Source organism: Microvirga brassicacearum, assembly GCF_008757455.1.
GTDB lineage: Bacteria > Pseudomonadota > Alphaproteobacteria > Rhizobiales > Beijerinckiaceae > Microvirga > Microvirga brassicacearum.
This window is the reverse complement of sequence record NZ_VCMV01000063.1, coordinates 37969-58794: the sequence shown is the minus strand read 5'-3', so window position 1 is coordinate 58794 and position 20826 is coordinate 37969. Positions and strand designations below refer to the sequence as shown.

General features: G+C 63.0%; 21 protein-coding genes. 7 read left to right on the top strand and 14 right to left on the bottom strand.

Going from position 1 to position 20826, the window contains the following annotated elements:
- Window positions 1–43 precede the first annotated feature (43 nt).
- A complete protein-coding gene (locus tag FEZ63_RS21950; RefSeq protein ID WP_150948762.1) occupies window positions 44–862 on the bottom strand; it encodes a DUF3108 domain-containing protein in 819 nt (272 codons plus the stop codon).
- A gap of 246 nt (window positions 863–1108) precedes the next feature.
- On the opposite strand from FEZ63_RS21950, the gene rpmB reads away from it, so the two are divergent.
- Complete coding sequence (rpmB, locus tag FEZ63_RS21945; protein ID WP_150948759.1) at window positions 1109–1399, top strand: 50S ribosomal protein L28; 291 nt, start codon at window positions 1109–1111, stop codon at window positions 1397–1399.
- A gap of 79 nt (window positions 1400–1478) precedes the next feature.
- Window positions 1479–2111 carry a queuosine precursor transporter gene (locus FEZ63_RS21940; RefSeq protein WP_150948756.1) on the top strand — a complete coding sequence of 211 codons (633 nt, stop codon included), beginning with the start codon at window positions 1479–1481 and terminating at the stop codon, window positions 2109–2111.
- 3 nt (window positions 2112–2114) lie between these two features.
- On the opposite strand, the gene FEZ63_RS21935 is transcribed toward FEZ63_RS21940, so the two are convergent.
- The 4 genes from FEZ63_RS21935 to FEZ63_RS21920 all read right to left on the bottom strand — a co-directional run bounded on the left by FEZ63_RS21935 (window position 2115) and on the right by FEZ63_RS21920 (window position 6770).
- Window positions 2115–3134 carry an esterase-like activity of phytase family protein gene (locus FEZ63_RS21935; protein ID WP_162419819.1) on the bottom strand — a complete coding sequence of 340 codons (1020 nt, stop codon included), beginning with the start codon at window positions 3132–3134 and terminating at the stop codon, window positions 2115–2117.
- Window positions 3131–5026: a cobaltochelatase subunit CobT gene (gene cobT / locus FEZ63_RS21930; RefSeq protein ID WP_150948749.1), complete on the bottom strand. Its 1896-nt coding sequence runs from the start codon at window positions 5024–5026 to the stop codon at window positions 3131–3133. Before cobT ends, FEZ63_RS21935 begins: the two co-directional genes overlap by 4 nt.
- Before the next feature lie 8 nt (window positions 5027–5034).
- The gene (gene cobS / locus FEZ63_RS21925; protein WP_150948746.1) at window positions 5035–6021 is read right to left on the bottom strand and encodes a cobaltochelatase subunit CobS; all 987 of its coding nucleotides are present in this window, start codon (window positions 6019–6021) and stop codon (window positions 5035–5037) included.
- 119 nt (window positions 6022–6140) lie between these two features.
- Window positions 6141–6770: a J domain-containing protein gene (locus tag FEZ63_RS21920; protein WP_150948743.1), complete on the bottom strand. Its 630-nt coding sequence runs from the start codon at window positions 6768–6770 to the stop codon at window positions 6141–6143.
- Between the two features lie 90 nt (window positions 6771–6860).
- Here FEZ63_RS21920 and FEZ63_RS21915 point away from each other — a divergent pair, with 90 nt between their 5' ends.
- On the top strand, window positions 6861–7127 hold the full coding sequence (locus FEZ63_RS21915; protein WP_150948740.1) for a BolA family protein: 267 nt from the start codon (window positions 6861–6863) through the stop codon (window positions 7125–7127).
- A 35-nt stretch (window positions 7128–7162) separates the two neighbouring features.
- Here FEZ63_RS21915 and FEZ63_RS21910 read toward each other — a convergent pair whose 3' ends face one another.
- Complete coding sequence (locus tag FEZ63_RS21910) at window positions 7163–8329, bottom strand: acetyl-CoA acetyltransferase (protein WP_150948721.1); 1167 nt, start codon at window positions 8327–8329, stop codon at window positions 7163–7165.
- Between the two features lie 148 nt (window positions 8330–8477).
- Between FEZ63_RS21910 and FEZ63_RS21905 the strand changes: the two genes are divergently transcribed.
- Window positions 8478–8933: an NUDIX hydrolase gene (locus tag FEZ63_RS21905; RefSeq protein ID WP_150948718.1), complete on the top strand. Its 456-nt coding sequence runs from the start codon at window positions 8478–8480 to the stop codon at window positions 8931–8933.
- Window positions 8934–8989: 56 nt separating this feature from the next.
- On the opposite strand, the gene FEZ63_RS21900 is transcribed toward FEZ63_RS21905, so the two are convergent.
- The gene (locus FEZ63_RS21900; RefSeq protein WP_150948716.1) at window positions 8990–9892 is read right to left on the bottom strand and encodes a DMT family transporter; all 903 of its coding nucleotides are present in this window, start codon (window positions 9890–9892) and stop codon (window positions 8990–8992) included.
- 194 nt (window positions 9893–10086) lie between these two features.
- On the opposite strand from FEZ63_RS21900, the gene FEZ63_RS21895 reads away from it, so the two are divergent.
- The 3 genes from FEZ63_RS21895 to FEZ63_RS21885 all read left to right on the top strand — a co-directional run bounded on the left by FEZ63_RS21895 (window position 10087) and on the right by FEZ63_RS21885 (window position 13701).
- Complete coding sequence (locus FEZ63_RS21895) at window positions 10087–11544, top strand: D-alanyl-D-alanine carboxypeptidase family protein (RefSeq protein WP_162419818.1); 1458 nt, start codon at window positions 10087–10089, stop codon at window positions 11542–11544.
- A gap of 122 nt (window positions 11545–11666) precedes the next feature.
- Entirely contained in the window at window positions 11667–12563 is an 897-nt protein-coding gene (locus FEZ63_RS21890; RefSeq protein WP_150948710.1) for a DMT family transporter, read from the top strand.
- Between the two features lie 4 nt (window positions 12564–12567).
- A complete protein-coding gene (locus FEZ63_RS21885; protein ID WP_150948707.1) occupies window positions 12568–13701 on the top strand; it encodes a CobW family GTP-binding protein in 1134 nt (377 codons plus the stop codon).
- A 26-nt stretch (window positions 13702–13727) separates the two neighbouring features.
- Here the strand turns inward: FEZ63_RS21885 and FEZ63_RS21880 are convergent, their stop codons facing one another.
- The 7 genes from FEZ63_RS21880 to FEZ63_RS21850 all read right to left on the bottom strand — a co-directional run bounded on the left by FEZ63_RS21880 (window position 13728) and on the right by FEZ63_RS21850 (window position 20806).
- Complete coding sequence (locus FEZ63_RS21880; RefSeq protein ID WP_150948703.1) at window positions 13728–14789, bottom strand: ABC transporter substrate-binding protein; 1062 nt, start codon at window positions 14787–14789, stop codon at window positions 13728–13730.
- A gap of 237 nt (window positions 14790–15026) precedes the next feature.
- Window positions 15027–15431: a F0F1 ATP synthase subunit epsilon gene (locus FEZ63_RS21875; RefSeq protein WP_150948699.1), complete on the bottom strand. Its 405-nt coding sequence runs from the start codon at window positions 15429–15431 to the stop codon at window positions 15027–15029.
- Between the two features lie 116 nt (window positions 15432–15547).
- Window positions 15548–16984: a F0F1 ATP synthase subunit beta gene (gene atpD / locus FEZ63_RS21870; protein WP_150948695.1), complete on the bottom strand. Its 1437-nt coding sequence runs from the start codon at window positions 16982–16984 to the stop codon at window positions 15548–15550.
- 22 nt (window positions 16985–17006) lie between these two features.
- The gene (locus FEZ63_RS21865; RefSeq protein WP_150948692.1) at window positions 17007–17879 is read right to left on the bottom strand and encodes a F0F1 ATP synthase subunit gamma; all 873 of its coding nucleotides are present in this window, start codon (window positions 17877–17879) and stop codon (window positions 17007–17009) included.
- A gap of 52 nt (window positions 17880–17931) precedes the next feature.
- Window positions 17932–19461, bottom strand: coding sequence for a F0F1 ATP synthase subunit alpha (gene atpA, locus FEZ63_RS21860; RefSeq protein ID WP_150948690.1), 1530 nt, complete (start codon window positions 19459–19461; stop codon window positions 17932–17934).
- A complete protein-coding gene (locus FEZ63_RS21855; protein ID WP_150948688.1) occupies window positions 19461–20033 on the bottom strand; it encodes a F0F1 ATP synthase subunit delta in 573 nt (190 codons plus the stop codon). Before FEZ63_RS21855 ends, atpA begins: the two co-directional genes overlap by 1 nt.
- Before the next feature lie 161 nt (window positions 20034–20194).
- Entirely contained in the window at window positions 20195–20806 is a 612-nt protein-coding gene (locus FEZ63_RS21850; protein ID WP_150948684.1) for a histidine phosphatase family protein, read from the bottom strand.
- Between the last annotated feature and the right edge of the window lie 20 nt (window positions 20807–20826).

The following is a 20826-nucleotide window of genomic DNA, read 5'->3' as shown; positions in this document are numbered from 1 at the left end:
GGTGACGACTGGCTACTCCGCCAACGGCACGGACGCGTTCTGGCTAGTCGAGCGTGATCGGAATGATTTTGGCGTCGCCTCCCAGGGACCAGCGCGATGCCTCGACGACGCTTGTGCCGACCATGGTCCGCACGGAGATCCTGACCGGAACGAGAATCCGATGGGCTTCCAGAGGCACCAGCCAGACCGACATGTCCTTGTTCTCTTCCATAAACTTGGTGCTGGGGCGGAGGGCACGATGGCCCGAAATCGGAACATATCGCGCTTTGCACACGAGAACCGGGCCTTTATACCCAGGCTTGTCCACAGTCTTGACGGCGTCGTAGCTCAGGACGACGTCGAACCGCGCAGCTCCGTCGAAGATCGGGATCGTGCGGTTGCAATTGGCCGAATCCATGAGGTTTCCGGCCGATACGGCCGGCATGAGAAGGGCACTGACGGGATCGACCACGCCCTTCTTGTCCCCATCTTTCACAGGCACACGGTCCGCTTTCTCATCGATGGGCGGGGTGATCTCGACGGCCGCGACGTCTCCGGCCGTGAGACCCATTCGCACCGTTCGCTGATCGCTGGACGAGCGTGACGTTACGGCAAAAGCTGCGGGTTGCGGCTTGGCGCCTGAAATCGCGCCCGACGCGGTGGCGGCGCCCTTGCCGCCGGTCAGCATCTTGGCAAGCCCCGAGAGCTTCACGGCCGCCTGCATCTTGTATTTCGGCCCGTCGAAGGTCGAAGACAGATCGGCCGTCCCGAGGGCGAGCCCCGCCAACGAGATGTCGTAGTTCACCTTCAGGGTCTGCGCCTCGGCGCGTGCGCCGGCGGCGGCCAGGATCGTGGCGATGAGAGCAGATGCGATGAGACGCATGAAACCTTCCCGGAGAATCGATCGACAGGCCCGACCAAAGCCCAATGGCACGCAATTCAGTATAGATCGTGGCGACCGGATAGCAAAAAATCCGACCGGCCGCTTGGCCTATTCTTGACGCGGCACCCGGTTTCGGCCTATAGGCTCGCACCTTCCAAGGACTTCTGGTGTCCGGCGGCGCGGGATCTGCGAAGCAAACCCGCTGCTTTTGACGCTGTGACGCCATTTTGACGATAGGATTGAACCATGTCGCGCCGTTGCGAACTGACCGGCAAGGCCGTGCTGAGTGGCCATCTCGTGAGCCACTCGAATCGCAAGACCAAGCGGAAGTTCCTGCCGAACCTCTGCAATGTCACGTTGCTCTCCGACACGCTGAAGCGTTCGGTGCGCCTGCGTATTTCCGCCAACGCGCTTCGCTCCGTGGAGCATCGTGGCGGCCTCGACGCCTTCCTCGCCAAGGCGAAGGGCGACGAGCTGTCGCAGAACGCCCGCACGATCAAGCGCGAAATCGAGAAGAAGCTCGCTTCGGCGAACTGAACCTCTCGACGACGGCATTTTGCAGGCGGGTGGCTTTGAAGCCGCCCGTTTTGCGTTCAGGACAAGCTTGAGTGGAACGATGAGCACATTGACCCGGTTTGATCGTCGTGATTTCGGCATTGCCCTTGCGGCGATGACCCTCGTGGTCCTGGCGTCGAATATCCTCGTCCAGTATCCCTTCGGTCATCTCGGCCTTGGCGATTATCTCACCTGGGGTGCTTTCACCTACCCGTTCTCGTTCCTGATCACCGATCTGTCGAACCGTCGGTTTGGTACGGCAGGCGCGCGCCGGGTGGTTTACGCCGGCTTCGTGTTGGCGGTGATCCTGTCCGTCGCTCTCGCCACGCCGCGGATCGCCATCGCGTCCGGGGCCGCGTTCCTGGTGGCCCAGCTTCTCGATATCCGGATCTTCGCAAGCCTGCGCAACCGTGCTTGGTGGCTTCCGCCCTTCGTATCCTCGGTGATTTCATCGGCCCTCGATACGGCGCTGTTCTTCTCGATCGCCTTCTATTGTGGCGCCATCCCCGGCACGGGCGTGGCCATCTCGGATCTTCTCGGCGCGGTAGGAATTGCGGATTCCTGCATCGCCCTGCCGTGGACGAAACTGGCAATCGCCGATTACGGGGTGAAGCTGCTCCTCGCCGCTTTGTCGATCGCGCCCTATGGCGCCATCTTGGCGGTGATGCGGCGCCCGTCTTTCCAAAAGGCTTAGGTTTCAGCCGGCAAGGGCGAATTCCAGCAGCAGAGTACGCTGAAAACCGTTGAAGTTGTCGTCGGATATCATTGTCAGGATGATATCGCGGCCCTCGCGATGGACCGCCAGCCCTTCCGTATTGTCGATCTGCTGGGAGGGGTCGCTCTCGAAGATGACCGCACCGTCGATGAGGCGCCCGGGGCGGATGGCGCCCGCTGGGATGCGGCGCAGACGAGTGGTAAAGCCGGCGAAAATCGAGAATCGCCGCTCAAGGAGCAGCAATTCGCCGTTCGGCAGAAACGCCATGTCGGAAATACCGAACCCATCCGAGCGCGCGATTTCGAACTCTCCCTGTGACGCGCCGGTGAGGATGTAGCCTCGCGTCACCTGATCGGAATCGGGCAGTCGTTCGGCCACTGCCAGCAGGGCGCCCGCAAGCGCCGAACCCGGTGGCGCGATGGCCAGTGCTTCGAGCCCTTCATTGTCCGCCAGGTCCGCGACGCTGGAGTGCAGCCCGATCGGCGCGCCTTGCGAGAATGCTTTGCCGTTCCACGCGAAGCGTATGACCGCGTGACGGCGCTCGACGCCGACAAATGCCGTGTTCCCCGCAATCGCAAGGCTCTCCGTGTCGTAGAATCGTGTTCGCCGCAGGCGCTTTCCGTTAGCGAGGGTCAGGGGCGTCAGGACCGTTTCGGCTAGTCCCGACAAATGCCCTTCGGTCGTCTCGACGCGCGCCCGCAGCCATTGGGCGTTATCCGCGAGGGCGACGAGATCGCGCCCGTTTGCTGAACGCCACAAGGAAGAAAACCCGCCGAATTCTTTCGCCGCGGAGCGCAGTTCAAGGCCCGAGCGGAAAGCCAGGTCGCCGAAGCGGACACGATCCGGGTCGGCGACCGAGAAACGGCTGATGGGGTTGGCCTGAACCGCGATGGGCGTGGCTTCTTGAAAGACCTGCGGGCGCTGCGCGAGGGCTCGCCCCGCAACCGCCACCGCCGCGATGCCGCCCCCGCCGATCAGAAAAGATCGGCGGCTCAGTCTCAAGCGTAGGCCCTGCGGCGAACGCCGGCGCGAGGAGCGGCGGGCGCCTTCTCCTCGAACAATTCGGCGAGTTTCTCGGTCATGACGCCGCCGAGTTCCTCGGCATCGACGATGGTGACGGCCCGACGATAATAACGCGTCACATCGTGGCCGATGCCGATGGCAATCAATTCAACCGGCGAACGGGTTTCGATCTCGTCGATGACGTAGCGCAGGTGCCGCTCGAGGTAATTGCCGGGATTGACCGACAGGGTCGAATCGTCGACCGGCGCGCCATCGGAAATCACCATCATGATGCGGCGCTGTTCGGGGCGTCCGAGCAACCGCTTGTGTGCCCAGTCCAGCGCCTCGCCGTCGATGTTTTCCTTGAGCAGTCCCTCGCGCATCATGAGCCCGAGATTCTTGCGCGCGCGCCGCCACGGCGCGTCGGCGGATTTGTAGATGATGTGGCGCAAATCGTTGAGTCGGCCGGGATTGGCCGGTTTGCCGCTCTGCAACCACGATTCACGCGCCTGACCGCCCTTCCACGCCTTGGTGGTGAAGCCGAGGATTTCGACCTTCACGCCGCAGCGCTCCAGCGTACGCGCAAGAATATCGGCGCAAGTCGCCGCGACAGTGATCGGCCGTCCCCGCATCGAACCCGAATTGTCGAGCAGCAGCGTCACGACCGTGTCGCGGAAGTTCGTGTCCTGCTCGTGCTTGAAGGTCAGCGGCTGGAACGGATCCATGACGACGCGCGGCAAGCGCGCCGGATCGAGCGTTCCCTCTTCGAGATCGAATTCCCACGCGCGGTTCTGCTGCGCGAGCAGGCGGCGCTGGAGCCGGTTCGCCAACCGGCCGACCACGCCCTGAAGATGGGCGAGTTGCTTGTCGAGATAGGCGCGTAGGCGGGTCAGCTCATCAGCATCGCAGAGATCTTCGGCATAGATGACCTCATCGAATTTCGTGCTGAAAGCCTTGTAATCGGGGCCGCGATGCTCGTTCGAGCGCGAAGGTGGGCGCATGGATTCGGCGGCGTTCTCGGAATCGGACTCGTCGGCCTCGTCGGGCATCTCCCCCGAGGGCCCATCGGAATCCTCGCTCGCGCCCTCCTCCATATCGTCGGTGGCATCCTCGGTGACGTCCATCTCGGCACGGTCGCCCTGCGATTCCTGCTCGGACTCACCCTCGCCCTGCTGCTCTTCTTGCTCGCTGTCGTTTTCGTCTTCGTTGTCCTCGTCATCCGATTCCAGTGACGAATCGTCGGCCATGTCGAGGGAGGACAACAATTCGCGGATGCCACGGGCAAAATCGCGCTGGTTCTCGATGTTCTTCATCAACGAATCGAGGTCGTCACCGGCGCGCTCTTCGATGAAGTCGCGCCAGAGATCGACGATCTTTGTCGCCGCGGCGGGCGGCCTGGCGCCGGTCAGGCGCTCGCGCACCATCAGCGCTACCGCATCCTCGATGGGAGCATCGGCGCGGTCGGTAATTTCCTCGTATTTGCCGCCACGGTGATAGCGGTCGTCCAGCATCGCCGTAATGTTCGAGGCGACACCAGCCATGCGACGCGACCCGATGGATTCGACGCGCGCCTGCTCGACCGCGTCGAAGACCGCCCGCGCCGCCTGGCCTTCGGGCGCCAGTTTGCGATGGATCGCACCGTCATGACAGGCGAGCCGGAGCGCCATGGAATCCGCGTTGCCGCGCAGGATCGCCACATCCTGCGGAGTCAGCCGCCGGGGCGGTTCAGGCAAGCGGATCTTTTCGCCCATGAAGGCAGGACGATCCGACGCGAAGGTCACCTCGAGGTCCGGCTTTCGCGCCAGCGCCTTGATGCAGCCGGCAATCGAGCGCTTCAGCGGCTCGGCCGGCGCTTCCTTCTTCTCACCCGGCTTGCGGTTCGAGATGGACATTTGAACCTTCAGGACAGAGCGATATTGACCGAACTTTCAGGCAATTCCTTGCCGAAGGAGCGCTGATAGAATTCGGCCACCAATGCACGCTCGAGTTCGTCGCATTTGTTGAGGAACGTGACGCGGAAGGCGAAGCCCGTTTCGCCGAAAATTTCCGCATTCTCCGCCCAAGTGATGACGGTGCGCGGACTCATGACGGTCGAAAGGTCGCCGTTCATGAAGGCGCTGCGGGTGAGATCGGCCACGCGCACCATCTTGTTGACGATGTCGCGTCCATCTGGATCTTCCTGATAGTGCTTCGCCTTCGACAGGACGATGTCGACTTCCTTATCGTGCGGCAGGTAGTTCAGCGTCGTGACGATCGACCAGCGGTCCATCTGGCCCTGGTTGATCTGCTGCGTGCCGTGATAAAGCCCCGACGTGTCGCCGAGGCCGACCGTATTGGCGGTCGAGAACAGACGGAAGGCGGGGTGAGGCCGGATCACACGCTTCTGGTCGAGAAGGGTGAGCTTGCCCGATTGCTCGAGCACCCGCTGGATCACGAACATCACGTCCGGGCGGCCGGCATCGTATTCGTCGAAGACCAGCGCAATGTTGTTCTGCAGCGCCCATGGTAGGATGCCGTCCTGGAAGGCGGTGATCTGCTTGCCGTCCTGGAGCACGATGGCGTCTTTGCCGACGAGATCGATGCGCGACACGTGACTGTCGAGATTGACGCGCACGCACGGCCAGTTCAGCCGGGCCGCAACCTGTTCGATATGGGTCGACTTTCCGGTGCCGTGATATCCCGTGATCATCACGCGGCGGTTGCGGGCAAAGCCCGCCAGAATGGCAAGGGTCGTTTCGCGATCGAAAAGGTAATCCGGGTCGAGATCCGGCACATGCTCGTCGTTGGTGGAGAAGGCCGGAACGTCCAGATCCGAGTCGATTCCGAAGACTTGCCGCACAGACACCTTCATGTCGGGCAAAAGGGTGGCGGTTTCGGTACTTGCCATTATCGGGGCCTCTCGGTCGGTTTTGTCGGGTGTCACAAGCGCTGAGGGTGTCTTAACAACCTCGCCGTGAGGGCGCAAACGTGATCCGCGCATTCCAGGGCTGTGTCATGTGACTTTTTTCACGCCAGTCCGGCGGTTTTGAGGATGTCATGCGCTTTGATGATATCGCGCAGACGCTCCTCGAATGATCGGTCGCCGCCATTCGCATCCGGATGGAAGCGCTTCACGAGCGACTTGTATTGCGCCTTGATGGCAGGTCCGTCGGCGGTCTCGTCGAGACCCAGAACATCGAGGGCCCGTCGCGCCGCGCCCGTATAACGAGGCCGCTTCGGCGCCGCGTCCACCCGCCGTCGCCGCCCTTGCGTAAAATCCTGCCCGTCGAGCACGCCGAGTGGATCGCTGTAGGCCCATTCGCGGGCTTTCGGCGCCTCTCCGTCCTCGGCCGCCTTGCCGGTGGGGTTCACGCCCATTGCCCAGGTGGGACGGTGACCGATGATCGCGTCCTTCTGGAAGGCTTGTACGGCGTTGTCCGACATCCCGGCGAAATAATTGTAGGATGCGTTATATTCGCGGACGTGGTTGAGGCAGAATTTCCAATACTTGCCCTCCGCCTCCCGCCCTTTCGGCGCGCGAAATTCACCCGGCAGCCTGCAGGTCGGATGCTCGCAGACCGGCCCGGTGACCTCCTGCGGCTCATCGCAGGCAGGCTTGATGCGGATGCGATCGAAGAAAGGCGAGTTGAGATTCATGATTGGGTGATTATGAGTGGCTTGAGGCAAAGAGCCAAGGCCCGAGCGCGTTTCGCCGCAGACCGATCCAGAAAAGGTTGACCAAAGACGATGACCCTCACCGATTGGATGACACAAACGTTGCAGGCGCAGTTGCGGCCGACTCGCCTGACTGTCACGGACGAGTCAGAACAGCACCGGGGGCACGGCGGCTGGCGAGAAGGCGGGGAAACTCACTTCCGCATCGATATCGTATCGGAAGCCTTCGCCGGCAAGAGCCGGGTCGAACGTCACCGCCTGGTCAACGAGGCGCTCAAAGGCGCTTTTGACCGGGGACTGCACGCCCTTGCCATCGGCGCGAAGGCGCCGGGCGAATAGAACGCCAGGGTTTCCGAAAAACCGCTTCGAACGCCCTATTTGATACGCTCCAGGACGCTCACATAATTTGCCACCGCGGCGCCGCCCATGTTGAAAATGCCGCCGAGGACGGGGTTCCTGACCTGGATCCCGCCGGCCTCCTCGCAGAGCTGCATGGCTGAGAGAACATGCATGGACACGCCGGTCGCGCCGATCGGGTGGCCCTTGGATTTCAGCCCTCCCGACGGGTTTACGGGCAATTTGCCATCCCGGTTCGTCCAGCCTTCCTTCACGGCTCGCGCGCCTTCGCCCCGCGGCGTCAGGCCCATGGCTTCGTATTCGATCAACTCGGCGATGGTGAAGCAGTCATGCGTCTCGATGAATGACAAATCCGACAGCCCGACCCCTGCTTGACCCAGGGCCTTCTGCCACGCTTCCGCACAGCCTTCGAACTGAATGATGTCGCGCTTGGACATCGGAAGGAAATCCTGCGCATGGGCTGTCGCCCGGAAAGCCACCGCCCGCGGCATCTGCAGGGCGGTCTCGGTGTCGGCGATGACCAGCGCCGCCGCGCCATCGGACACAAGGGAGCAGTCGGTGCGCTTCAGCGGACCCGCCACGAAGGGGTTCTTGTCGCTCTCGGCGCGGCAGAAATCGAAGCCGAGGTCCTTGCGCATCTGCGCGTAGGGATTGTCGACGCCATTTTTGTGGTTCTTCGCCGCGATCATCGCCAGGGCATCGGATTGGTCGCCGTAGCGCTGGAAATACCGTCCGGCGATTTGCCCGAACACGCCGGCGAAGCCGCCCTTGGTATCGCCATCCTCCGGCAGATAGGAGGCTTTCAACAGGATGTTGCCGATTTCCGGACCCGGCGTCCTCGTCATCTGCTCGACGCCGACCACAAGCGCGGTCTTGGCGCGCTTGGCCTCGATCGACTTGATGGCCTGATGGACGGCCGCCGACCCGGTCGCACAGGCGTTCTCGACCCGTGTGGCCGGTTTGAAGCGGAACTTGTCGCTCGCCTGAAAAACCAGTGAGGCGGTGAAATCCTGCGCCGAGAATCCGCCGTTGAAGTGCCCGAGCACAACCTCGTCCACATCCTCGGGCCCGATTCCCGCGTGCTCGAGCGCCTCATTGGTGACGCGCACGATCAGGCTTTCGACCGTCTCCGCATCATGCTTTCCGAAGGGCGTATGAGCCCAGCCGACAATACAGGCGGTCATGGCGGTCTCCGATTTGAGCTGTTGAGGTCAAGATGGGGTTGTTTTATCGACTCAGCAAGGGAAACTCCCCGCGGTTGATTCCAAACCCAGCACACGCTTGTGCGGAATCCCCTTCTGTGATTCCACACAACGACACCCGGAGGTTTAAATGCGTGCCAGCGATGCAAGCGCTGCGGTTGAGGCGCCTCGCCTGCCGATCGAGGTGGTCGCCGCCCTCATCCGCAACGTACAGGGCCAAATCCTGCTGGTGCGGAAGCGGGGCACCACCGCGTTCATGCAGCCGGGCGGAAAGCGGGAACCCGGCGAAGATGATCTTGGTGCCCTTGCCCGGGAACTGCACGAGGAAATCGGCTGCCGCATGGTGCCCGGATCGGCTGTCGCGCACGGGATCTTCGATGCGCCTGCCGCCCATGAGCCCGGCCGCACCGTCCGCGCGGCCATCTACAGCATTCATGTCACGGGCGACATCGCCTGTCAGGCGGAGATCGCCGAACTGATCTGGCTCGATCCCGCCGCGCCCGGGGACACGCCCTTGGCTGCCCTGACACGCGATGTGGTGCTGCCGCTCGTTGTCGAAGCGACCGGAAACGCTCAGGCGCGGTAGCTGCTACGTCTCCCTGCGCAGTTACCGCCATTGAAAGATATATCGTTTACCGGAATTCAGTGCTGCGCCCACAACAGCAGGCCGACGCCGACGATGATCAGCCCCATGCCGACGAGTTCGCGCTTCGTCGTCGCGTGGGACATGAAGCGGTGCGACACTAATTGCGCCATGAGCACCTCCACGAGGGCGAGCGTGCGCACGTTCGCGGCGGTCGTCAGCGCGAAGCCGATGAACCAGAATTGCGACGCCAAGGCGCCGAAAAAACCCGCCCCGAGGGAAGGTCGCCACGCCCGGAAGCTGGAAATCAGCGCCTTGCGATCGAAAATGCCGAGCCAGAGCACGAGGATCGCGGTCTGAAGCCCGAGGCCCCATGCCAGCGTCGTGGTTGCGCGCATAACGAAGGAGCCCTGCTCCAACGACAGGATGGCGCCGCGAAATCCGATCGCCGCAAGCGCAAAGCAGGCACCGGAGGCCATTCCGAAGATCACGGGCCGCAAACCGGCGTTTTTCAGGTCGGTGCCAGGCTTTACCGACATGATCAGCACGCCTGCAGTCGCGATGACGATCGCAAGCGCGATCGGCGGTGTGACGCGGTCGCCGAGCAGCAGTAGCCCGAAGAGGGCGACCTGAACGGGTTCGGTCTTCGTATAAGCGGTCACGACCGCGAACGACCGCTGGCGCATTGCCGACAGCATGAGCCCCGTCGCAAGGATCTGCGAAACCGCCCCGGCGAGCACATAGGCGAAGAATGCGGAGCTCACGCCCGGAATCATTTCCCCGCTGACCAGCCGGAGCATGCCAAGAGCGAAAAGCGCGAAAGGAAACCCGTAGAGGAACCGGACCTGCGTCGCGCCGACCGTGCCGATCGTCTCGGTCAACTTTCGTTGGGTGGCGTTTCGGGCAGTTTGGGCGGCCGCGGCCACCAGAGTGACGGGGATCCAGAGGAGTGAAAGGCTCATGTTCGATCTTGAAACCGCGCGGCTCTTGCCATGCTCTTGCCATGGAATCTTCAGACAGGGGTAGGGTTAGAGGCAAAAAGCCGTCCCGGCCTAGTCAAATCGACCGCCCGCGGTTAAAAATGCCTCGACGAAGTAAGCGGGGCCGATACCACGTTTCTCCCCAAATGACCGCTTTGAACTTGGAGCCGTTTCGCATGAGCGCAATCCGAGCCGTTCGTCTGGCAGCTTTCGCTTTCGCCGTTTTGGCCAGCGGATCAGCTTTTGCCGGGGGGCCTGCCCTGGTCGTCGACGTCGATTCCGGCCGGGTGCTGCATGCAGAGCGCGCGACCGACCCGTGGTTTCCGGCGTCCATCACCAAGCTGATGACGACCTATGTGGCTCTCGACCAAATCCGGACCAACCAGGCGAGCTTCGAGACATTGCTGACGGTTTCGGAAAGCGCCGCCGCACAGCCGCCTTCGAAAATGGGGTTCAAGCCTGGCACGCAGGTTCGCCTCGACAATGCCCTGAAGATCATCATGGTGAAGTCGGCGAACGACGTTGCCGCCACCATCGCGGAAAACCTCGGCGGCTCGACTGAAGGCTTCGCCGAACTGATGAACCAGCACGCAGCCCGCCTCGGCATGCGCGACAGTCATTTCGCCAATCCGCACGGCTTGCCCGACGAGCGCAACCAGACCACGGCCCGCGACATGGCTATTCTCGCTCGCGCGCTCATCAACGAGTTTCCCGACTATCAGGAGCTGTTCCAGATCGGCGCTATCCAATACGGGCGCCGTATCATGCGCAACACCAACGGCCTGATCGGTCGCTATGCCGGCGCCGACGGCATGAAGACCGGATTTATCTGCTCGGCCGGCTTCAACGTGGTGGCGAGCGCGACACGCAATGGACGCCATCTCATTACGGTCGTGATGGGAGCGCCGTCGGCCAACGAGCGCACCATGAAAGCCGCGGAACTCTTCGATCGCGGCTTCAACAGCCAGACCGGTTGGACAAATCCGACGCTCGCGGCCCTCCCCGAATCTGCCTCGACGACCCCGCCGGACATGCGCTCGGTTATCTGTGATCGTCGCGGCCCCGTGCCCAACGAGGAGGATAGCCCTACGACTTTGGCAACGGACCAGAACGGCGGTGTCCCGAATTTGTTTTCATCCGACATGATGTCCTTCGCGGGGGTCTCCCAGCCGACACGAACCAGTCTCGGTCCGCGCTCCGCTGTTCAGCCTGAGCGTGTGTGGGTCGGCCTGAATCCGCCATCCGAGAGTGAAATTGCCGCCGAGGCTGCCAAGGAGCAAGCCGCCGCGAAAGCGCGCGAGGCGAAAGCGCAAAAGGCGAAAGCCGCCACGAGCAAGGCTGCCAAGAACAAAACAAACGACAAGACGACCGACGACAAGACCACGGCGGAGGCTGACGACGAGCCGGCGATCGAGAATGCCAAGAGCAAAGGCAAGGCGCGCGCTACCATCAGCGTGAAACCGGTCGCCGACAAAGCCAACGCGCCGGCAAGCAAGCAGGCCGCCACGACGGAGCCTGCAAAGCCATCGGCCAAGGCATCAGCAGCCAAAGAATTGGCCAAGCCGGCCGCCAAAACTGACGCGAAGCCACAGAAAACGGCAACGCCCGCCAAAGCCAAACCCGTGGTCAATTGAGGCGGCGGGGCGCCAGCGAAGGCACCGCGTCAAGGTTCGCCCCGGCACGGTTCGCTATTGGGAAGGCTTGCAATCGGGCGTGAAGCGGGCGAACGGTGTGGCTTCATCGTGTTGGCCACCACATGTCCTCCTCATCATCCGCCAACGGTCTGCTGCTGGCCCTTGGGTCGGCCAGTCTCTACGGCCTGAACATCGTCTATGCCGGGGCGGCCACGCTCGCGGGAGTCCCGGGCCCGGCGCTTGTCGTCTATCGGGTGCTGCTGATGCTGGTGCTGGTCTTCGGCGCCGGGTGGTTGATGCGGCGTTCCCTTCGGGCTGAGCCGGGGGAGCGCGGCACAATCCTGGTGCTGGGAATTGCCACCGCTTTCGTAGGTCTCTGCTATCTCTCCTCCGTCGCCTTCATCCCCGTAACCGTGGCGACCGTTGTGTTTTATGCCTATCCCTCGCTCATCGTGCTGATGAGTCCCCTCGTCGACGGCACGCGCCTGACGCCGCGACTACTCGGGGTCGTCGGCCTGGCACTGACCGGCGTCGTCCTCGTCGTGGGACCTGTCTTCCACGGTCTTGACTGGCGCGGCCTTGCATTGGCGCTGGCGGCGGCCGCCGCAACCGCGACGCAGTTTTTTGCCGCCGCGCGCTGCCGCAAGACCACGACTCTCGCGAAGGTGTTTTGGGTGCACCTCATCGTTTTGCCGACCGCCCTGGCGGTGGGCGCGATGTCCGGCCAGTTGGCCTCACCCGCTGCATTTGCGCTGGCGCCTTTTGCGATCGCGATGACGATCGGGGGCTATCTCGTCGGTTTCGTCTTTCAGATCGCCGCATTGGGGCGCATTTCGGCGGTGGCGGCAGGGATCGCCTATTGCGTCGAACCCGTCGTTTCGGCGGTCGCCTCGACTTTGGTGCTGGGCGAAACCCTGACGCCGATACAAATTGTCGGCGGTGCCCTCGTGCTGGCCGCGATCATGGCCAATATCCTGTCAGAGCGGCAGCACGCCGCGTCCCTCGTTCCCACGGATTAAACCGATGTCCGATCGCGCCGCCGGCCCGCTCCCTCCCATCCCGCTGACCATCCTGACCGGATTTCTCGGCGCCGGAAAGACGACGCTGCTGAACCGGCTGGTACAAGATCCCGCGTTGCACGACACCGTCGTGATCATCAACGAGTTTGGCGAGATCGGCCTCGACCATCTGCTCGTCGAGACGGTCAGCGACGACATGATCCTGCTCTCGGCCGGATGTCTCTGCTGCACCGTGCGCGGCGATCTCATCGCGACGCTGGAAGACCTCCTGCGGAAGCGCGACAACGGACGCATCGGCCCGTTTCGCCGCGTGATCATCGAGACCACCGGTCTCGCGGACCCGGCGCCGATTCTGCACGCGGTGCTCTATCACCCCTACCTGTCGATGCGCTACGCCGTCGAGGGCGTGGTCACGGTCATCGACGCGGTGAATGGCAAGGGGACTCTCGATGCGCATGTCGAGGCCGTCAGACAGGCGGCCGTGGCGGAGCGAATCGTGCTCGCCAAGACGGATCTGGTGAACGACCCAGCCGATCTCGCCCGGTTGCGCGAGCGGCTGCACCAGGTGAATCCCGGCGCGACACTTCTGGACGCCGACGCTCCGATTGAAGCCATCGTCGCAGGTGGCCTGTTCGGTCTCGACGGCAAGATTGCGGATGTGCGCGACTGGCTGAAGGCAGAGGCTGTCGAAGAGGCGGAACATCGTAGCCACGCCCATCAACACGGCGATCACGATCATCACGGCCACCATCATCATGACGTGAACCGGCATGACGCCAGCATCCACGCATTCTGTCTGACGAGCGATCAGCCGATCCGCCAAGGCGCGCTCGACACGTTCCTCGATTTCCTGCGCTCGTCTCAGGGTGCGAAGCTGTTGCGCGTGAAAGGCTTGGTGGCGCTCGCCGAAGACCCGGAGCACCCGGTCGTCATCCATGGCGTGCAACACGTCATCCATGTCCCGGCCGTCCTGCCCCGATGGCCGAGTGAGGATCGCCGCAGTCGCATCGTCTTTATCGTGCAGGATCTCGCGCGCGAGCCGGTGGAGAAACTCTGGAATGCCTTTGTCGGGAGCCCGGGCATCGATCAGCCCGACGCTACGGCCTTGGCCGATAATCCGCTCTCGCTCCGACGGTAGCCCACGGCACGTCGGCTCATCTGATCCTAATTCACTTTTCGCTGATCCGCGGCAGGCAGAAACACGTCGGTGAAGATGTCTTCGACCGTAGGCTTATTCTTGTACTTGAATGTTAGGCCGATCTGTTCGAGCGACCTGGCGAAACGCTCCGTGTCGATGCCGCCCAAGCCGTTCGTCTTGACCCACGGGGTGAGGACGTTCTGCTCGAGCACCAGCTCGAGACGCTCGAGCTCTACCTCCTTCTTTGCGGCCTCATTGCGCTTGAGGACGGCATCGACAGCCGCGGAGGGATCCTTCACCGTGTCCTGCAGGCCTTTTGTGATCGCGCGCAGCAACCCTCTCACAGCTTCGGGTTTCTCTTTCGCGAAGGCCTCCGACACGACGATTGCGTTGCCGTAAAGATCCACACCGTAATCGCTCATCAGCAGGACGACGATGTCCTCGGTGGGCACGCCGCGCGATTTCAGGTTGATGTAGGACGACATCGAGAAGCCGAACACCGCATCGACTTCGCCTTGGGCGAGCATCGGCTCACGCACGGGGAAGCCTACATTCTCGAATTTCATCGTCGAATCGTCGATCTTGTTCACGGACTTGAAAATGGGCCATTGCGCGAAAGCGGCGTCGCCCGCGGGCGCGCCGAACACCTTGCCCTGCAGGCTTGAAACCTCGGTGCTGATGCCTCGGCTCTTGCGGCCAATGATGGCAAAGGGCGGCCGGTCGTAGATCATCATCACGGCTTTGATGCCGGCGTCGGAGTTCTCGTCGCGGAAGCGAACGAGGGAATTTACGTCGCCAAAACCTGCATCATGTGTTCCGGCGGCGACCCGCGCAATCGGCTCGCGTGAGCCCGCCGCCGTATCAATAGTGACGTCGAGGCCCTCCGCCTTGAAGTACCCCTTGTCGAGAGCGACCGCGAAGAAAGCGGCGGGACCCTCCCAGCGCCAGTCGAGGCTGAAGCGAACCGGCGTCTGCGCCTGCGCGGCGGCTGCACAAAGGAAGGCAGCGGCGCCCGCGATCAATCCGGTGATCGCAGCTCGCAACGTCCTCAAACGACCCAAACGCATCTGATCTTCGCCCTCTGTCATTTTCCTGCGGGCCTGCTGCGGGGAAGCTTGCCCACAAACGGCGCGGCTGAAGGCTGCCATGCAAGCAGATGGGCGCGGCGCGTCAAGGGATCCTAACGCCCGAACCGGCAGATGTCGCAAAATTGAGAGGGTGACGAGGTCGAGATGCGGCCGGCAGCTCCGGACATGACGGCCTCCCGCCCCGCCGCGAGATGCGGATTGCTCCGAGCAAAAGCTCGGCTGAAGGCGATTTTTGCCTTAGTAGTTCAACGCCACCTTGGCGTCTTCCAGCTGTACCACCGCCGCATACGCCGCGTGTTTGGCGATCGGATCGTTGGTTGCATCATAGACCATCTGCGCGTGGAGAATTTCCTTGTCGAGGATTTCCTGCGTCAGCTCTTCGGCCGGCAGCGCGCGCTCGGCCAGAACGGTGAGGCCGTTCTGGTTGATATCGGCGAAACCGCCGCGGACGAGGACGCGCTTGCCGTTGCCGGGCGTGTCCGTGATCATGAGAAAGCCGGTCTTCAGCGTCGTCATGGTCGGCGCGTGGCCGGCCAGAACTGTCATCTCGCCTTCGGACGCCGGCAGGATCACCGCATCCACCGCGCCCGAGAACAGGACGCGCTCGGGCGAGACGAGTTCGAAATTGAAGGTTGCTGCCATGGTGGTTCTCGTCATCCCATCCGCCGCTGGGCGGCACCGGATTCCTGCACTCTAGCGATTCAGCTCGCGTGAATAACCCGGACCGGCTTGGCCGATCCGGCGCAATACGTGGTTGGTTAAGCGGCTTCGCTCGCGAGGCGCTGGGCCTTTTCGACGGCTTCCTCGATGCTGCCGACCATGTAGAAGGCTGCCTCGGGGAGGTGATCGTACTTGCCTTCGACCAATCCCTTGAAGCCCTTGATGGTGTCTTCGAGCGCGACGAGCTTGCCGGGCGAACCGGTGAACACTTCGGCGACGAAGAAGGGCTGCGACAGGAAGCGCTCGATCTTGCGCGCGCGGTTCACCGTCATCTTGTCCTCTTCCGACAGCTCGTCCATTCCCAGAATGGCGATGATGTCCTGAAGCGACTTGTAGCGCTGCAGGATCTGCTGCACCTCACGCGCGACGTTGTAGTGCTCCTCACCGAGGATGGCGGCCGACAGCATGCGCGAGGTCGAGTCGAGCGGATCCACCGCCGGGTAGATGCCCTTCTCGGCGATCGAACGCGACAGCACGGTCGTGGCGTCAAGGTGCGCGAACGAGGCCGCAGGCGCCGGGTCGGTCAAGTCGTCGGCCGGGACGTAAATGGCCTGCACCGAGGTGATCGAGCCCTTGGTGGTGGTGGTGATGCGCTCCTGCAGGGCGCCCATGTCGGTCGCCAGCGTCGGCTGATAACCCACCGCCGAAGGGATACGGCCGAGGAGCGCCGACACTTCGGAGCCGGCCTGCGTGAAGCGGAAAATGTTGTCGACGAAGAACAGCACGTCCTGACCCTGGTCGCGGAAGTTCTCAGCGACTGTCAGGCCGGTGAGCGCGACGCGGGCGCGGGCGCCCGGGGGCTCGTTCATCTGGCCGTAGACGAGGGCGCATTTCGAGCCTTCGCCACCGCCGAGCTTGTTCACGCCCGATTCGATCATCTCGTGATAGAGGTCGTTACCCTCACGGGTGCGCTCGCCGACGCCGGCGAACACCGAATAGCCGCCGTGGGCCTTCGCGACGTTGTTGATGAGCTCCATGATCAGCACGGTCTTGCCGACGCCGGCGCCGCCGAACAGGCCGATCTTGCCGCCCTTCGCGTACGGCGCCAGCAGATCGACGACCTTGATGCCCGTGACGAGGATCTGGGCTTCGGTCGCCTGCTCCGCATAGGACGGGGCCGGCTGGTGGATCGGGCGCATGCCTCCTTCCGCCGGGATCGGGCCGGCTTCGTCCACCGGCTCGCCGATGACGTTCATGATGCGGCCGAGCGTAGCGGCGCCGACGGGCACCGAGATCGGTGCGCCCGTGTCGCTGACGTCCTGGCCGCGAACCAGGCCCTCGGAGGTGTCCATGGAGATGCAGCGGACCGTGCTCTCACCGAGCTGCTGGGCCACTTCGAGCACGAGGCGGTTGCCGCCGTTCGTGGTCTCGAGGGCGTTCAGGATCTCCGGCAGATGACCGTCGAACTTCACGTCGACGACGGCGCCGATGACCTGCGTGATCTTGCCGGTGGGCTTGTTGGCGGTAATGGCCATAGATGGCTCCTCTCGGGTGTCGTCAGAGCGCCTCGGCGCCCGAAATGATTTCGATGAGTTCCTTAGTGATCATCGCCTGACGCGACCGGTTATAGGTCATCGTCTGCTTCTTGATCATCTCGCCCGCGTTGCGGGTGGCATTGTCCATGGCGCTCATGCGGGCGCCCTGTTCGGAAGCGGCATTCTCAAGAAGCGCGCGGAAGATCTGGATGGTGAGGTTGCGCGGCAGGAGCGTCGCGAGGATCTCGCCTTCGTCGGGCTCGTAGTCATAGACCGCGTCGATCGCGGCGGCCTCCGCTTCGATCTGTGCCGGAATGATCTGCTGCGCCGTCGGAATCTGTGCGATCACCGAACGGAAGCGCGAGTAGAACAAGGTCGCGACGTCGAACTCCCCCTGCTCGAACAGCGCCAGCACCTTCTGGGCGATCATGTCGCCCTGCTCGAAGCCGAGCTGGCGCACGGAGCGAAGGTCGATCACTTCGATGATCTGTTCGGAGAACTGGCGACGCAGAACATCATAGCCCTTCTTGCCGACACAGATCATCTTGACCGTCTTGCCTTCGGCCATCAGCCGATTGGCTTGGTCGCGCGCCAGACGGGCGATCGAGGAGTTGAACGCTCCGCACAATCCGCGCTCGGCCGTGCACACGATCAGGAGATGAACGCGATCGGCGCCTGTGCCCGCGAGAAGACGAGGCGTTTCGGGTCCGATTGTGACACCGGACGCGATATTTCCGAGCACCACCGCCATGCGCTCCGCGTAAGGACGCGCGGCTTCCGCCGCCGACTGCGCCCGGCGCAGCTTTGCGGCGGCCACCATCTGCATGGCCTTGGTGATCTTCTGCGTCGCCTTGACCGAAGCGATGCGGTTGCGAAGGTCTTTCAAGCTCGGCATCGAGCAGCCCTACCTCTCCGGTGACCCGGTTCCTTGAGACGAACCTAAGTCCTTACGAGAACGACTTGGTGTAGTTCTGCACGACGTCCTTGAGCTTCGCTTCCGTGTCGCTCGAAAGGTCCTTCGAGGAGCGGATCGAATCCAGGATATCGACGTGTTTGCCGCGAACAAGCGACAGCAACCCGTCCTCGAACGACCGCACCCGATTGACGGGAAGGGCATCGAGGTAGCCGTTCACGCCCGCATAGATCACCACGACCTGCTCTTCCATCTTCAGCGGCGAGAATTGCGGCTGCTTCAGGAGTTCGGTCAGACGTGCGCCGCGATTCAGCAGGCGCTGCGTGGTGGCGTCGAGATCCGAGCCGAACTGGGCGAAGGCCGCCATTTCGCGGTACTGCGCCAACTCGCCCTTGATCTTGCCAGCGACCTTCTTCATCGCCTTGGTCTGCGCGGCGGAGCCGACGCGCGACACGGACAAGCCGACGTTCACCGCCGGGCGAATGCCCTGGTAGAACAGGTCCGTCTCGAGGAAGATCTGGCCGTCGGTGATCGAGATCACGTTGGTGGGGATGTAGGCCGACACGTCGTTCGCCTGCGTCTCGATGACCGGCAGCGCGGTCAGCGAGCCCGAGCCTTCGGATTCGTTGAGCTTTGCGGCGCGCTCGAGAAGACGCGAATGGAGATAGAACACGTCGCCCGGATAAGCTTCGCGACCCGGCGGACGGCGGAGCAGCAGCGACATCTGGCGATAGGCGACGGCCTGCTTCGACAGATCGTCATAGGTGATCACCGCATGCATGCCGTTATCGCGGAAATACTCGCCCATGGCGCAGCCCGCGAACGGAGCAAGGTACTGCATCGGCGCCGGATCGGAGGCGGTGGCCGCCACGATGATCGAATATTCGAGCGCGCCGTTTTCTTCCAGAACCTTCACGAACTGGGCGACGGTGGAGCGCTTCTGCCCGATCGCCACATAGACGCAATACAGCTTCTGCGACTCGTCGGTGCCCTGGTTGAGCGGCTTCTGATTGAGGATCGTATCAAGCGCGATCGCAGTCTTGCCGGTCTGGCGGTCGCCAATGATCAGCTCGCGCTGGCCACGGCCGACCGGGATCAATGCGTCGATGGACTTGAGACCCGTCGCCATCGGCTCATGCACCGACTTGCGCGGGATGATGCCCGGAGCCTTGACGTCCACGCGGCGACGCTCGGTCGCAACGATCGGGCCCTTGCCGTCAATGGGATTGCCGAGCGCGTCGACGACGCGGCCAAGCAGGCCCTTGCCGACCGGCACGTCGACGATGGCGCCCGTGCGCTTCACGGTCTGGCCTTCGGCGATCTCGCGGTCGGAGCCGAAGATCACGATGCCGACGTTGTCGGTCTCGAGGTTCAGCGCCATGCCCTGCACGCCGCTCTCGAACTGGACCATCTCGCCAGCCTGAACGTTGTCGAGGCCATAGCAGCGGGCGATGCCGTCGCCGACGGACAGCACTTGTCCCACCTCGGTGACTTCAGCCTCGGTGCCGAAGTTCTTGATCTGCTCTTTGAGGATCGCGGAGATCTCAGCGGCTCGAATGTCCATCAGTGGACCTCTTTCATCGCTAGACGAATGGAATTGAGTTTGGTGCGCACCGAAGCGTCCACCATGCGGGAACCCATCTTGACGATGAGGCCGCCGATGAGGCTCGGGTCGATTTTGACGTTCAACGAAACGTCAGCCTTGGCAACGTCGCGCAACGCCGCCTTGATTTCGGTCAGAACCTTGTCGGAAGGCTCTTCGGCCAGCACCACCTGCGCGCTGACGATGCCCTTCGAGGTCGCCACCAGATCGCGGAAGGCGCGGATCATGTCGGGCATGACGAAGAGACGGCGCTTCGAGGTGACGAGGCGGATGAAATTTGCCGCAAGGCCGGAGATGCCGGCCTTATCGAGAATGGCGCTGATGGCGTTCACCTGCTGCTCCACCGTGAAGGCAGGGCTGCGGATCAGGCGCTGGAAGTCGTCGCTGCCTTCGACCATCAGACCCAATCGGTCGAGATCGGCCGCAACGGCATCGACGGAATTCGCTTCCTGAGCGACTTCGAACAGCGCCGAGGCATAGCGCAACGCTACACCCGACAGGAGAGGTCCTTCTTGGGAACCGCTTTGCGCCACTTTTCGTCTCTCTCAAGGCCTAACGAATTTCGAACCTGCAGAGCCTTCGAGAGAAGGCCGCGGGGAAACCCGTCAGTCGGTGGAAATGAGCCAGAGCGGGAGTCTCTACGCCCCGTCAGGCGGGGGTGCACTAGCATGGGATTTTCCGAGGCGCAAGGCGATCACGCCCCCGCGGAGCCAGCCTTTTCCAGCAAACCGGGAGGCGGGCTTTCCAGTTCGAGCGTGGCGATCTCGCAATTCTGAAGCAGCCGCCCTGTCAGATGGTAGAAGAACGTGCCGTGCCCCACCACCGCGATCAACCGCTCCGGACGTTCCGAGAGCCACTGGCGGAAGCGTCGGACACGCTCGGCCAGAACGGCGTCAGGCTCGACCACGATGCCGCGCTCGTCCGGTTCGCCGTCCCGGTGCCACCAGATTTCCTCCAGATGGTCGAAGGCGAGATCCGGAAAGGCATCGCGCAGCAAAGTTGGGGAACGCCCCACGTCGCAACTGTTTTCAACCCGCTCCCGGTGAAGGCACTCGACCCGGATCCGGGAGGCCGACGGGTGCTCGCGAAACAACCCCAGGGTGGTCTGGATCGCGCGGGTCAACGGCGAGGTGACGATCAGTTCATAGGGCACATCCCGGACCGTTGCGGCTCTGGCTGCGACCTGCTCATGCCCGAGATCGGACAGAACGGCATCGAAATGCAGCGGGTCCGTCTTGCCCGCCTGCTCCCAATGGGCGTTGAAGGTGGATTGCCCGTGCCGGATGCAGTGGATGGTCTTGATCATGGTTTTTCCAGATTGAACGC